Origin of the sequence: Caballeronia sp. INDeC2, from assembly GCF_023631325.1 — a bacterium.
GTDB lineage: Bacteria > Pseudomonadota > Gammaproteobacteria > Burkholderiales > Burkholderiaceae > Caballeronia.
The window spans coordinates 87,513-100,305 of sequence record NZ_JALQDG010000051.1 but is presented as its reverse complement, the minus strand read 5'-3'; the positions used below and the strand labels follow the sequence as shown (position 1 = coordinate 100,305).

Annotated in this window: 9 protein-coding genes and 1 pseudogene; 5 read left to right on the top strand and 5 right to left on the bottom strand. The window is 59.8% G+C overall.

The genetic code is table 11. From position 1 onward, the window contains the following. Nucleotides 1–677 precede the first annotated feature (677 nt). The 3 genes from NCS28_RS32710 to NCS28_RS33490 form a co-directional block, all read right to left on the bottom strand. Entirely contained in the window at nucleotides 678–1,838 is a 1,161-nt protein-coding gene (locus NCS28_RS32710) for an IS30 family transposase (protein WP_250517917.1), read from the bottom strand. 746 nt (nucleotides 1,839–2,584) lie between these two features. Continuing rightward, the gene (locus NCS28_RS32705; RefSeq protein ID WP_502801273.1) at nucleotides 2,585–3,418 is read right to left on the bottom strand and encodes a metal ABC transporter solute-binding protein, Zn/Mn family; all 834 of its coding nucleotides are present in this window, start codon (nucleotides 3,416–3,418) and stop codon (nucleotides 2,585–2,587) included. A 163-nt stretch (nucleotides 3,419–3,581) separates the two neighbouring features. Then, on the bottom strand, nucleotides 3,582–4,046 hold the full coding sequence (locus NCS28_RS33490) for a Fur family transcriptional regulator (protein WP_350029840.1): 465 nt from the start codon (nucleotides 4,044–4,046) through the stop codon (nucleotides 3,582–3,584). A 282-nt stretch (nucleotides 4,047–4,328) separates the two neighbouring features. Here NCS28_RS33490 and NCS28_RS32700 point away from each other — a divergent pair, with 282 nt between their 5' ends. The 3 genes from NCS28_RS32700 (at nucleotide 4,329) to NCS28_RS32690 (ending at nucleotide 8,782) form a co-directional block, all read left to right on the top strand. Beyond that, nucleotides 4,329–6,341: a TonB-dependent receptor gene (locus NCS28_RS32700; protein WP_250517916.1), complete on the top strand. Its 2,013-nt coding sequence runs from the start codon at nucleotides 4,329–4,331 to the stop codon at nucleotides 6,339–6,341. Between the two features lie 65 nt (nucleotides 6,342–6,406). Continuing rightward, a complete protein-coding gene (zigA, locus tag NCS28_RS32695) occupies nucleotides 6,407–7,615 on the top strand; it encodes a zinc metallochaperone GTPase ZigA (protein WP_250517915.1) in 1,209 nt (402 codons plus the stop codon). A gap of 69 nt (nucleotides 7,616–7,684) precedes the next feature. After that, the gene (locus NCS28_RS32690; RefSeq protein WP_250517914.1) at nucleotides 7,685–8,782 is read left to right on the top strand and encodes a CobW family GTP-binding protein; all 1,098 of its coding nucleotides are present in this window, start codon (nucleotides 7,685–7,687) and stop codon (nucleotides 8,780–8,782) included. Nucleotides 8,783–9,369: 587 nt separating this feature from the next. Here NCS28_RS32690 and NCS28_RS32685 read toward each other — a convergent pair. Both NCS28_RS32685 and NCS28_RS32680 read right to left on the bottom strand, forming a co-directional pair. Further along, nucleotides 9,370–9,510: a hypothetical protein gene (locus NCS28_RS32685; RefSeq protein WP_250517913.1), complete on the bottom strand. Its 141-nt coding sequence runs from the start codon at nucleotides 9,508–9,510 to the stop codon at nucleotides 9,370–9,372. Nucleotides 9,511–9,613: 103 nt separating this feature from the next. Next, a pseudogene (locus NCS28_RS32680) lies at nucleotides 9,614–9,847 on the bottom strand (transposase domain-containing protein); the annotation flags it as partial. Nucleotides 9,848–10,153: 306 nt separating this feature from the next. Here NCS28_RS32680 and NCS28_RS32675 point away from each other — a divergent pair. Together NCS28_RS32675 and NCS28_RS32670 are read left to right on the top strand one after the other, a co-directional pair. Beyond that, nucleotides 10,154–10,357 carry a hypothetical protein gene (locus NCS28_RS32675; RefSeq protein WP_250517912.1) on the top strand — a complete coding sequence of 68 codons (204 nt, stop codon included), beginning with the start codon at nucleotides 10,154–10,156 and terminating at the stop codon, nucleotides 10,355–10,357. Then, a complete protein-coding gene (locus tag NCS28_RS32670) occupies nucleotides 10,344–11,786 on the top strand; it encodes a recombinase family protein (RefSeq protein ID WP_250517911.1) in 1,443 nt (480 codons plus the stop codon). The genes NCS28_RS32675 and NCS28_RS32670 overlap by 14 nt, the downstream gene beginning before the upstream one ends. The last annotated feature ends 1,007 nt before the right edge of the window (nucleotides 11,787–12,793 follow it).

The window sequence follows — 12,793 nt, the reverse complement described above, 5'->3', positions numbered from 1 at the left end:
ATCGGCGCGCAGACTTGAATCGCTAATGCGCGTAAGAAATGGCCCATTCGAACTGGCCTATGGAACATGCAAATTGCCGCTCCTGCCCTACTCGGCATCCAAGCCATGCCGCGTAGGGCGGCATCTGTAAAGCCGCCATGCCTCGCGTCGCATGAAAGGAGCGTAGTTCGGACCGACGCGCACCGCATGAAGGAGGAACCGTTGAGTTTTTCACAGCAAAACCGTCTAAGCGCTGCAACCGCAGCGAACGCCGAAGATGCGGATATTTGGAGATGGTTTGCCGGCCTGGTAGAGGAACGCCGGATCCGTTGGTGTCTTGCTGGCGGTAGCTGGTTAGTGAGCGTAGATCATCGACATGTGGCTACCGAAGACGACTTTGATCGGGCGATAAGGGTCGCCAAGCGAGCTCCAGGAAGCATAGGTCACCGGAAGACGCACCCCTAAGCCGTCGTCTGGCATAGGAACGAGGCGCGGACAACACGCGCTCGCTCTCGCTCGGACCTGAAAAGAGAGAGTGCTGATCGAATCGCTGCGGCTAACGATCCAGGTTCCAAGGTGGGTCTTGTGATATCAGCATTCAGAACACCCACCGAACTACATGGAAACGAGACAGGCACGGGCGTGACGGGTATTGCATAGCCAAGACCAAGAACGAATGACCGTTGCAACCGGCGGATTCAACCGGTCGATGCAATAGCCTGATGGAATCGTTCGGCTGGCGTTCCGTAATCCAATGTCTTCCTTGGACGCTCGTTCAGCCGTTTCGCTACAGCGTTCAGTTTGGCCTGCGAGTAAGACGATAGATCGATGCCTTTTGGAAAGTACTGTCTCAACACCCCATTAGTATTCTCGTTTGACCCGCGCTGCCATGGATGTTTGGGATCGCAGAAATACACGGCGACGTCGGTGGCAACGGTGAACCGCTTGTGTCCCGCCATCTCCGTTCCCCGATCCCAGGTGAGGGATTTATAGAGTTCCTGGGGAAGCTTCCCCGCGTGTTTGATGAGCGCGTTAGCCACCGTTTCACTGTCCTTGCTGTCAATCTTGACGGGCATGACATAGCGCGTGTGTCGCTCGACAAGCGTGGCAATCTGACTGTTACAACTGCCGCACAGGAGGTCGCCCTCCCAGTGCCCCGGAACCGCGCGGTCTTCAATGGTAGCGGGACGTTCGCTGATCGAAACCGCATCGCGGATACGGCCGCGATCCTCAGTCTTCTGCGTGTGATGACGTGATCGACGCATGGCACGGGTGCACCGCAGGTGCTCCAACAGCTCTTTCTTCAGCGCGCCGCGTGCCTGAATGAACAGCGTTCGATAGATCGTTTCGTGTGACACGTGGAAATCCTCGTTGCCCGGCCACGCCCGCTTCAGCCATCCGGCGACCTGCTGCGGCGACCACTGCAGTTGCAGCTTTGCGGCCACGATTTTTGCCAGCGCTGGTTTCGTGACCAGTTTGCACACCTTCGGGCGCAGCGTCCGCTGCCAGACAAGCTGATCGGCGGAGTCGGCTCGATACCCTTTCTCGCCGCTGTTGCGCTTGATCTCACGGCAGATTGTGGAAGGCGCTCGCGACAGGCGCCGTGCGATCGACTGGATCGAATCATCTGCTGCGAGACCTCGTGAGATTTCTTCGCGCTCGGCGAGCGTGAGCGACCACTCCGATCGCCGTCGCGGTGGAGGCTGGATCCCTCCAGTTTGCGCCAAAATCCCGGCCACGGATGAATGATTGCGATCAAACAGCTGCGCAATGTGCTGCAGCGACTCACCCGCACGCCAGCGCTCCCACATCAGCGCTTTCTGGCTCTCGCTGTAATAGATCCGGCATCTCTGTTTCATCGCAACACTCCCGCCGCTTAAGCAGCGTTCATTGTGTTGCATCGACCGGTTGAATCTCCCCCTCCAATCAGACGCCTACCGTCGCGCGCATCCGATGACCGAGTCGGGTCGATTTCACCCATTCGTCAGCATCGACGACTGTCCTGAGGGAACGCTGCGAAGAAAGCAACTAATTGTCTTTGCCGCCAATGTCCACTAACAGCTGCGCAAACGATATGGAACCGGCGAAGGCGCGAGATCGGCACATTCCGAAAGACGTTTCTGGCGCGCTTAGCTGACATAGGCAAGCGGAAAATATGTACATGGACGCCCGAGAGAGCCTACGAGCCTTTCATGCTGAGCGAAGGAAGGTGATCGCTGCCTTGCATCGCAGATGTCGTTGCTATCGCTTTCGACGTGCGCACAATGCCGCCAAGCCAGCTTGTGTTCATCGGCCCAAACACTGAACTAGTAGAAGTATCGGATAACTAACAAAACAACGCTAAAATCCTTTATGTAAGTATTAGGATCGGACCAAATTCGCTTGAGGATCATGCGTCTCCGCTCACGGGATCGCCTTGATTCACATGCAATACTCGGGGCGGGAGGAGACCGTCGGAGCAGGCCCGATTGCCGCGGGCTTACTGGCTGGGTAAGTGCTGCCGACTCATCGGCGAGCCCCCAGGTGCATGCGGTCTACACGGCGCGGCTGGGGGCAGGGCGGCGGAAGCACGTCGCCCTAAGGGCCTGCTACCACTTCGATGGATTTAACGGGACCCCTTGGCGAGGGCTTTCTCAACAGCGTTCAATTCGTCGAGTACCCAGGCTTGGAAAGCCTTTCCCGCTGGGGCTGTCTCAGTCACGCCAACGACTGGCACGCCGACTTTCAAGGCCAGATCGCGCATACGTTGCGCGGCCCCGCCACTTGCCTGGCTGTTATAGAACAGAAGGTGTACGTGGTGGCTCTTCAAGTCGCCTTCGAATGCAGCCACATCGGACGCCGACGGTTCAGTGCCGTTCATGACCGCGAGCTGAAATTTCTCGTTTCGCATCGCGAGGCCGAGTGCCTGCGCCATGTAACCGAAGACCGGTTCGGTTGCGGTGACGGGTGTGCCAGCATACTTTGCCTTGATCGCAGCAATGCGATCATCAATCGGCTTGAGGGTGTTCAGGAAATTTTGCAGATTCTTCGCATAATCGGCTGCATGCGATGGATCATCGGACTGCAGCGATGAGGCGAGTTCGCGAGCGTAGGCTGGCATGGCGTCCGGCTCGTACCAGAGGTGGGGGTTGTCACCAGCTTTCTTCTGCAGCAACTCACCGACAACGATCGTCTTTCGACTGGTGCCGCTCGGGGCCGAGAGCAGTTTGACCATCCACGGATCATAGTCTGCACCGTTGTAGACCACGATCTTCGCGTTGGCCAGCGCTTTGCCGACACTCGGACTGGCTTCGAAGAGATGCGGATCCTGATCGGGATTACTGAGGATGCTGGTCACCTGAACATGAGACCCGCCAATTTGGCGTGCCACATCACCATAGAAGTTTTCAGCCGCGACAATCTTGATAGGGGCAGCAATCGCATGCAAAGAAGCGCACATTGCAGCGACGGATGACGCAATCAAACCAAGCTTCACAAAGGCCTCCAAGGCAAGAAAGAATCGAGATAAGGGGTGCCGCTTTAGATTCACGGCGGCTTCGTGTGGCAATTGTCTGTCAGTGGAAGAGGGCGTCCGAGGGACGCCTGTCACGAGTCGGCGAACGTCATGTCCTGGCCGGTCTGGGCCTCGAGATATCTGACATCGCCTGGCAAGCAGCGCATATACCGTTCACCTCCGTATGTCCGCCTTTCAATTGGTATCTGAGCGCGCCGACGGCGTCATCGAGCGCTTGCTGTAGACCCGGTCCGGGTAGAACTTCCACTGCGTTGCAGCGCGTGCAGATGAGGAAAACAGTGTGCCCTGCATCTACCGCGCTTCCAGGCGGCACGGGTGCCACGATAAACGTATTGGTCGCTGACAAGCGCATCACCAGACCGAGGTCGATCAGAAAATCAAGCGCTCGGTACACTTGCGGCGGAGAAGGGGCTCGCCCGATCGTTGGCAAGTCATTGACGAGTTGATACGCCGACGCATGTCCGCCTCGCCGGAGCAGCAAATCAAGCACTTGCCGGCGAAGCACTGTGGACCGGTGACCGAGTGCCCCCGATCGCGCTTCGAGTTCGTTCATCAATGCCAGGTCGTATCCGTTCCGCATCAGCAGCCTGTTTCGTGGAGACGAATGATTGTTTACGCCGAATATGCAATGATATAACATTGCGTCAACGCATCGGAGAGGTCACTCAGTTCGCCGGTGCGACTGCCGCGTCTGCATTATGCAACGATATATTGTTGCGTTGATAGTGCGGGCGCCAAGAAAACGAAATAACTCGATACGACCGTGAAAAACAATTTCGGACGCCTCTCCCAACGTGCCCTCCGCCTAACGCCTATGTCGCTGGCCTGCTTCGTCATGGCAGCGCAAGCGCAAGGCACTGCCGCGAGCGATTCTGTGGTCCCTGGAGGCTCGCTTGCTCCCGTCTTCGTCACGGCTAACCCGCTTGGCGACAGCGACCTCATCGCGCCCGCGACGGCGCTTTACGGCGACGAACTCACGCGCCGGCAAACCAATTCTCTCGGCGAAACCCTTAACGGTCTGCCGGGCGTGTCCACGACGACCTATGGTCCGATGGTTGGCCGCCCGATCATTCGCGGCATGGATGGCGATCGCATCCGTCTGCTGCAAAACGGCGTGGCGGCGTGGGATGCCTCGTCACTGTCGTACGACCATGCCGTGCCGCAGGAGCCGCTGACTATCGAACGCGTCGAAATCGTGCGCGGGCCGGCCGCGCTGCTGTATGGCGGCAACGCGATCGGCGGCGTCGTCAACACCATCGACAATCGCATTCCGCGCGAGCCGATCACGGGCGTGGACGGCGCGGTCGATGCGAGCTACGGCGGCGCGAACAACGCACGCGCGGGCGCGGCGATGGTCGAGGGCGGCAACGGCCAGTTTGCGTTCCACGTGGATGCCTTCGACCGGGAAACGAGCAAGGAGCGCATTCCCGGCTTCGCGCATTCGGACCGTCAACGCGCGCTCGACGGCCCGGACGCGGACGAGGCCTACGGCAGCATCCCGAACAGCGACGGCCGATGGCATGGCGGCGCGGTCGGCGGCGCGTACACCTGGGCGGACGGGTACGCCGGTCTCTCGTACAACGGCTACGAGGCGAACTACGGCTCGGTCGCGGAGGACGACGTGCGTCTGCGCATGCATCAGGATCACGTCGCGTTCGCGTCCGCAGTGCGCAATCTGCAAGGCCCGTTCTCGCAACTGAAGTTCGACTTCGGCTATACGGATTACGAGCACAAGGAGATCGACGACGGCGTGACCGGCACGACGTTCCGCAATCACGGTTATGAAGCGCGGATCGAGGCACGCCACAAGAAAATCGGGCCGCTGGAAGGTGCAATTGGCGTGCAGGTCAGCCAGAACACCTTCTCCGCGCTCGGCGACGAAGCGCTCGTGCCGACCACGCAGACGACCAATGTCGCGCTGTTCGGCCTCGAAGAATGGAATGTCACCGACGCGTTCAAGCTGAGCGCGGGCGCTCGATATGAACATGTGAAGCAGGACCCGACGGCAGCCGGCAACGAAAAATTCGCGGGCGATACCTCGCGCGACTTCAACGCGGTAAGCGCATCGCTCGGTGCGTTGTACAAGCTCACGCCCGCGTGGGCGGTCGCGGGCAACATCGCGTACACGGAGCGCGCACCCGCGCTGTACGAACTCTTCGCCAACGGCCCGCACGATGCGACCGGCCAGTATCTGATCGGCAATCCGGACGCGCAGAAGGAAAAGGCCGTGTCGGCGGACTTGTCGCTGCGTTATGCGAGCGGTCCGAACAAGGGCAGCATCGGCGTGTTCTATAGCCGCTTCCGCAACTATCTGACCGAGTACAACACCGGTCGCTTGGTCGATGACGACGATCAACCCGTCCCGCCCGGCACTGACGACGCGCTCAACGAAGCGGTATATCGCGGCGTGCGCGCGGAGTTCTACGGCATCGAGTGGGACAGCAAGTGGCGCATCTACGAGCACGGCGCGCACAAGGTCGATTTCTCGCTGGTCGGCGATTACACGCACGCACGCAACATGGACACGGGTTCGCCGCTGCCGCGCATCTCGCCGTTGCGCGCGACCGTTGCCCTGGACTACGGATACGGCCCGTTCGGCGCGCGCGCGGAACTGGAACACGCGTGGGCGCAGCATCGCGTGCCCGAGGACGATCTGCCGACGGCGAGCTACACGAAGCTCGGCGTGATGCTCACCTACAAGTTCCACGTCGGCACCACCAACTGGCTCGCTTATGTGCGTGGGGACAACCTGACGAATCAGGACATTCGCTATGCGAGTTCTGTCGTGCGCGACATCGCGCCCGAAGGCGGCCGCAGTGTGATGGTCGGTCTGCGCACGACGTTCTGATGTTCGACGTTCCGACTCGAAGCGATGCTCGCGCGGCACGCGCATCGCGCAACAAGGAGCATTTCATGGACTCACGACTGCCGGTTACGGTGCTTTCCGGTTTTCTCGGCGCGGGCAAGACCACGCTGCTGAACCATATTCTCAACAATCGCGAAGGCCGGCGTGTCGCGGTGATCGTCAACGACATGAGCGAGGTCAATATCGACGCCGCGCTCGTGCGCGATGGCGGTGCGCAGCTATCGCGCACCGATGAAAAGCTCGTCGAGATGAGCAACGGCTGCATCTGCTGCACCTTGCGCGAGGACTTGCTGCTGGAAGTGAACCGGCTGGCGCAGGAAGGGCGCTTCGATCAACTGGTGATCGAATCGACGGGGATTTCGGAGCCGCTGCCGGTCGCCGAAACCTTCACCTTCGCCGATGAAGCCGGTCAAAGCCTCTCGCATGTCGCGCGTTTGGACACGATGGTCACGGTCGTCGACGGCTTCAACTTTTTGCGTGATTACAGTTCGCAGGAAAGTCTCCAGTCGCGCGGCGAATCGCTAGGCGAGGAAGACCAACGCACGGTGGTGGATCTGCTGATCGAACAGGTCGAGTTCTGCGATGTCATCGTGCTCAACAAGATCGATCTGATCGACGATGCCGGTCGCGAACGGCTGCTGGCGATTCTGCGCGGCCTCAATCCGCGTGCGCGCATCGAAGTGTCGGCGTTCGGGCGCGTGCCGCTCGATCGGGTGCTGGACACGAAGCTCTTCGACTTCGAGGAGGCCGCCGAAGCGCCCGGCTGGCTCAAGGAAATGCGCGGCGAACACACACCCGAGACCGAGGAATACGGCATCGGCAGCTTTGTGTGGCGCGCGCGGCGGCCGATGCATCCGCAACGCTTCTGGGCGTTGATCAATGGCGAATGGCCGGGCGTGATCCGCTCCAAAGGCTTCTTCTGGCTCGCGAGCCGTCCGACCTATGCAGGCTCGTGGTCGCAGGCGGGCGCGGTGTGCCGACACGGCGCGGCGGGCTTATGGTGGGCTGCCGTCCCAAAGGCGCATTGGCCGACCGACCCTGAATCGCTTCAGGCTATCGAAAGAGAATGGGGCCCGCATGTCGGCGATGCGCGTCAGGAGATCGTGTTGATCGGCATCGACATGGATGAAGCTGATCTGCGGCTGCGCCTGAACGCGTGTCTGCTGACGGACGCGGAAATGGCCGAAGGGCCCACGGGCTGGCTCGGCTTCGCGGACCCGTTTCCGGTGTGGGGCGGCGTACCGGAAGAAGCCTGACTTTTGGACGCGTGACGATTGACGATTGACGCTGGCGGCGCGACGAGACCGCTCAACATCGGAGGCAGTGTGGCTCAGATTCCCGTTACTTTGCTGACCGGCTTTCTCGGCAGCGGCAAGACGACTGTGCTGAACCGGCTCGTGCAGCAGCCAGACATGGCGGATGCCATGGTACTGATCAACGAGTTCGGCGAGATCGGCTTGGATCATTTACTCGTTGCGCATAGCCGCGAGGACGTCGTCGTGGAGATGAGCAGCGGCTGCCTGTGCTGCACGATCCGCGGCGATCTCGTGCGCACGCTGGTATCGATTCTGGATGCGGCCGACAGAAACGAAGCGCGGCGTTTCGCGCGTGTCGTGATCGAAACGACGGGACTGGCCGATCCAACGCCAATCGTCCATACGCTCGCGACGCATCCGGCGCTGAAGGAGCGCTACCGCTTCGATGGCGTGGTGACAGCCATCGACTCCCGCAACGGAGAAGCGACGCTCGGCGCGCACGTCGAAGCCGTGAAACAGGCGGCTATGGCTGAACGCCTGCTAATGACCAAAACGGATCTTGTCGATGAGCAAGCGTTAGCGCAGCTCCGAGAACGCCTCTATTCGATCAATCCCGTTGCGCAGGTCATGCCCGTGAGTCACGGCGAAGTGGATGCGCGGCGGATCCTCGATATCGGGCTTTTTACTGTCGATGGGAAGATCGCGGACGTCCAGAAGTGGTTGGCCGACGAGCGTTTCAATGACCACGAACACCATGACCATCACGGGCATGGCCACTCGCAGGACTGCGACCATCATCAACATCATCACGACGTCAACCGGCACGACGACCAGATTCGCGCCTTTTGCTTCATCATCGACGATCCCATTCCCGATCACGTCCTCACCGAATGGCTCGATGTGCTGATGAGCCTGCTGGGCGTGTCGATGCTCCGAATCAAAGGCATTTTGAACGTGGAAGGCCAGGAGCAGCCCATCGTCATTCATGGCGTGCAGCACGTCTTTCATCCACCGGTTGCGCTAGATGCGTGGCCATCCGATGACCGGCGCTCGCGCATCGTGTTTATCACGCGATCAATTGGGCGTGAGACCATCGAGCAGAGCTTCCGAATTTTCCGCGAGGCAGATGCGATTCGCGCGACGGCTGCTGGCCCAGTGCTCGGATGAGGCTGTTGCCGCCGCGCACATGCCACAACCGTGCGTGATTAGGGGTCGCCTCGCGTTGCCAAACCTCCGTTTCCTTTGAGAGACTACTTCCGCGCCTCGCTTGTCAACGTGTGGCGAAGACCGCGAACGACTCGCAGTTGCACTTTGTCAATAGCCGCGCGGTGTACCGAGTATCGCGCGGCGAGCTACGTGGTCCCGAATTACTCAACCTGGGGCGCGCATTGGCGGGAATTCGGCGGATCTGCAGGCGTTTGGTCATCGCGTCGGACGATCCGACTCGGCGCCCGGTGGCGATTTCCTCTGCTATCGTTGGAGGCACACCGAAGAACTTCAAAAATTTCTTCACTTAGTTTCGATTCGACGTTCGATATGCTGACGCTGGGCTCTCGACCCGCATATGTACTTACGAATTTAGGATCACTAATTGAAATGCGATAAATTCATTTATGTAAAATGAAATATCTGCTGCCTCTGATCTGGGCGCGTCGTTCCGGCTCGACTCCACACACGACGGCCCCAGCGCGGTGACGGGCGTCACGCCAATAGTCAATGTGCCGCCGGACGAGCCGCGCAGCACTTCGATGTCTTCACGTGTAGAAGTCAGTCACGACGGCGAGCAGATCCTCGAGCAGTTCGAACACGGCGAGTGCCTGCTCAGGCGTCCAGTCGTCGGGAATTGTGAACGGCAATCCGCGACAGCGGCCCGATGGCAACAAGGGGCGGTTCATCAGTAAGCGCTAATTTGAGTGCACGGGCACGCGCATGAATTTCGCCGAGCGCCGCAAATCTGTTGGCGCTGGAAGCGTGACGTTTGCGTGTGATTTTCTTTGCTCAGCCGGCGTCGATCGGAACCTGAGACTGCATGAACCGAAATGGCAGTAGGTCGCTTATGTCGGCGTCTTGTGCTCGTTGAGGCAGTTGGGTCAGTACGTGAAGCAGGTACGCGTATGGCTCGACGTTGCACGCGCGGCATGTAAGCGCGAGACTGTAGATGACGGCGCTGGCTTTTGCTCCGGCGACCGTGTCGCTGAAGAGCCAAACCTTTCTGCTGGTGGCTATTGCCCGTTCATTCTGCCCATATCGGGCAGGAAGTCGAAGTTCATTATCGCTGGCATCCGCTATATAGGCGTCGCGTCAAAGTCAGAGATGTAGAGCATCGAGGCGGAAGCCCGGTCGTTCACGTGGAGACGGACGGCGGCGTAGTCAAGTTGATGGCGATGTGGATGCTCGACGCCCCTACATGTTCGGCGATGGTTCTCGGCGAACCGAGAGTTTCCGTAGCTGCACTGCATAACCTGCATCAATTGCTGGTCGATCGGCATTTGCGGGGAAACTCCCAGGACGGCTCCATTAACGTCCGGGAGAAACGCAATGGGCAATCTGCCAAACGTCGTTCCAGCAGGTCAACAATCGTCGCAGTCGATACCGCAGCAGATGAGCATAAAGTTCGATGCGCCCGAGCTCCAGGGGATGAGCATGGTGCAACGAGCAAACGCACTCAGTCATCTTGCGATTCTGCTGATGCGGGCCGCCGGCATCAAGACTGCGAAGGAGTGTGACGATGACGAACGTTGATCGTTTGCCCGCAGATCTTCTCAAACGCAAGGCCGTGGTTTATGTCCGGCAATCGACCCAGGCGCAGGTCCAACTGAACGTCGAGAGCCAGCGCCGACAGTATGAACTCGTTCAGGAAGCAAAGCGCCGTGGCTTTCGCGACGTTGAAGTCATCGATGATGATCTGGGGCGCTCGGCAAGCGGCACGGTTGCGAGGCCGGGCTTCGATCGCCTGGTCGCATTGTTGTGCGCAGGCGATGTCGGTGCGGTGCTTTGCCTGGATGCCTCACGTCTTGCCCGTAACGGGCGTGACTGGCATCATCTGCTCGAACTCTGTGGTCTCGTTGAAGCGAGAGTAATCGATCTCGACGGTGTATACGATCCCTGTCGAGCAAATGACCGGCTGCTACTTGGCATGAAGGGCAGCATCAGCGAGTTCGAACTCAACGTGCTTCGAACGCGCATGCTTGACGCCAAACGCGAGAAGGCACAGCGTGGCGAGTTGCGTATCAGCGTGCCGGTTGGCTATGTCTGGCATCGTGACGTTGGTCTGGGTTTCGATCCAGATGCGCGGTTACAGGAAGTCATACGCCTGATCTTCACCCGCTTCCAGCAACTGGGTAGTGCGCGGCAGGTCCTGTTGTCGATGAGGGCCGAGCAGGTTCACTTCCCGCGCCCGTCCGACGGCCGAACGCTGACGCACTTCGATTGGACCCCGATCCGATATCGTAACGTGATCTCCGTGCTCAAGAATCCGTTCTATGCTGGTGTCTACGCGTATGGCAAGAGCGGCAAGCAGATGACGATCGTCGAAGGTCGCGCGCGCAAGAGCTACAAGCACCGCAAGCCGTTTGAGGCCTGGGACGTCATGCTCAGGGAGCATCACGACGGCTATATCGACTGGGCCGAGTTCGAGCGCAACCAGGAGAAGCTTGCAGCCAATGCCTACGGCAAGGCTGGCGACGTAAAATCCGGCCGTGGTGGGCGCGCGCTTCTTGCTGGCCTGCTTGCCTGCGCACGTTGCGGGCGTCGCCTGTCAGTGGCCTATACTGGGCGCATTCCGCAGGCAGTCTACCGATGCAATCGCTTCGACATGCCGCCGCGATGCATGACGTTCGGCGGCTCACGTATCGATGCCGCAATCGGCGAGGAGTTGCTACGTGTCGTGGAGCCATTGGCGATCGAAGCAGCACAACAGGCCGAGCAAATGCACATGGATACCCTGAACGAGCAGCGGCGAATCATGGAGCTCGAACTGCAGCAGGCACGGTATGAGGCTACGCTGGCTGAGCGGCGCTACGCCGCCTGTGATCCCGAGAACCGCCTGATTGCCGCGCAGTTGGAGAAGAACTGGGAAGTGGCATTGCGCCGTGTACAGGCCTCGCAGACCACGATCGCTCTCAGCCTGACGAACCCAGTTTGGCAGGCCGCTGAAATTCACTTGAGCTGAAGCGGCCTCGCTCCAATCACAGGGCTTTCGCCGCGAGATTTTCGCATTGTGCAAGCCCGATGCAATTGAACGTCCTTTTTGAGCGGTTTGGGCCGAATTTCTGGTTTCATTTTCGCGTTTACCGTCACGATGAACGGACTTGTGCCAAGGTCGGCGTCTCAAATGCAGACTACGGCACCCTTCGACTCGGGAGTCAGTTTGCACCGTCGGCGTGGATTACCGTACCCGTCGATCCGCTTGGGCGGACGACCAATGGCTCAATTTTCTCGCTGATGCAGCAGCTGCCGGGAATTTCTGGCAACGCCCGCGGATCGCTCGGCGTGGTCAACAATGCCGTCCAGTGCATTTCTCCGCGTGTTAAACAGCTGAAGGCTCACTGCCATTCAGCATCCAAGAGATCGTCCGTGTTGATGCGTACGGCACTCCACAAGGACGAAATGCCGCGCGCAAGCGCCCGCGCACCAGTCGGGGGGTGTGCTGCCGCAGGCATCGAGCGCGAGATCGAAAAGCGAGTGAGGCCGTGCCGACGCAGCATGCTTGTGGCCGGGCTGGGCAAAGGCACCCGAACGCGGCCCGTGTTGCGCATTCGACGACAGATCCTGGCCCCACCACAGACCGGTTGGCTCCGGTGCAATTCGACCACGCGCGCCTCGGTCTCAGCGCTCACACGCGCCGGACTATGAACGGGACGTCTGGAGCGGTGGCATCGCCCTGCTCGAAGTGCTTTACCGATCGCATACTGCCGAGACAACGCCCGCCGATTGGCGCCATCTCGTCTCGCGAAGCTCATGAATTCAAGCCGCAGTTCCAAAATGTCCTTGCTATCCCAAACAATGGTGGACTCCGAACGACCCATTCGTCCGAGGTGTTACTCATGTCTTGGAACAGGTGTGGCCTACGTCGCCGGTCCATACAGAACGTCCCTCATTGTATGTTCGTCCGCGCCAAGGCCACGGATGCTCAGTACAGAGGCGACCGAATCGATTCGACCACATGCACGCTGCCTT

What these genes read in the sequence shown, in the direction of transcription:
- NCS28_RS32710 (WP_250517917.1), bottom strand. Translation starts at nt 1,838, where the DNA reads ATGAAACAGAGATGCCGGATCTATTACAGCGAGAGCCAGAAAGCGCTG.
- NCS28_RS32705 (WP_502801273.1), bottom strand. Translation starts at nt 3,418, where the DNA reads ATGTGCGCTTCTTTGCATGCGATTGCTGCCCCTATCAAGATTGTCGCG.
- NCS28_RS33490 (WP_350029840.1), bottom strand. Translation starts at nt 4,046, where the DNA reads ATGAACGAACTCGAAGCGCGATCGGGGGCACTCGGTCACCGGTCCACA.
- NCS28_RS32700 (WP_250517916.1), top strand. Translation starts at nt 4,329, where the DNA reads ATGGCAGCGCAAGCGCAAGGCACTGCCGCGAGCGATTCTGTGGTCCCT.
- zigA (WP_250517915.1), top strand. Translation starts at nt 6,407, where the DNA reads ATGGACTCACGACTGCCGGTTACGGTGCTTTCCGGTTTTCTCGGCGCG.
- NCS28_RS32685 (WP_250517913.1), bottom strand. Translation starts at nt 9,510, where the DNA reads ATGAACCGCCCCTTGTTGCCATCGGGCCGCTGTCGCGGATTGCCGTTC.
- NCS28_RS32675 (WP_250517912.1), top strand. Translation starts at nt 10,154, where the DNA reads ATGGGCAATCTGCCAAACGTCGTTCCAGCAGGTCAACAATCGTCGCAG.
- NCS28_RS32670 (WP_250517911.1), top strand. Translation starts at nt 10,344, where the DNA reads ATGACGAACGTTGATCGTTTGCCCGCAGATCTTCTCAAACGCAAGGCC.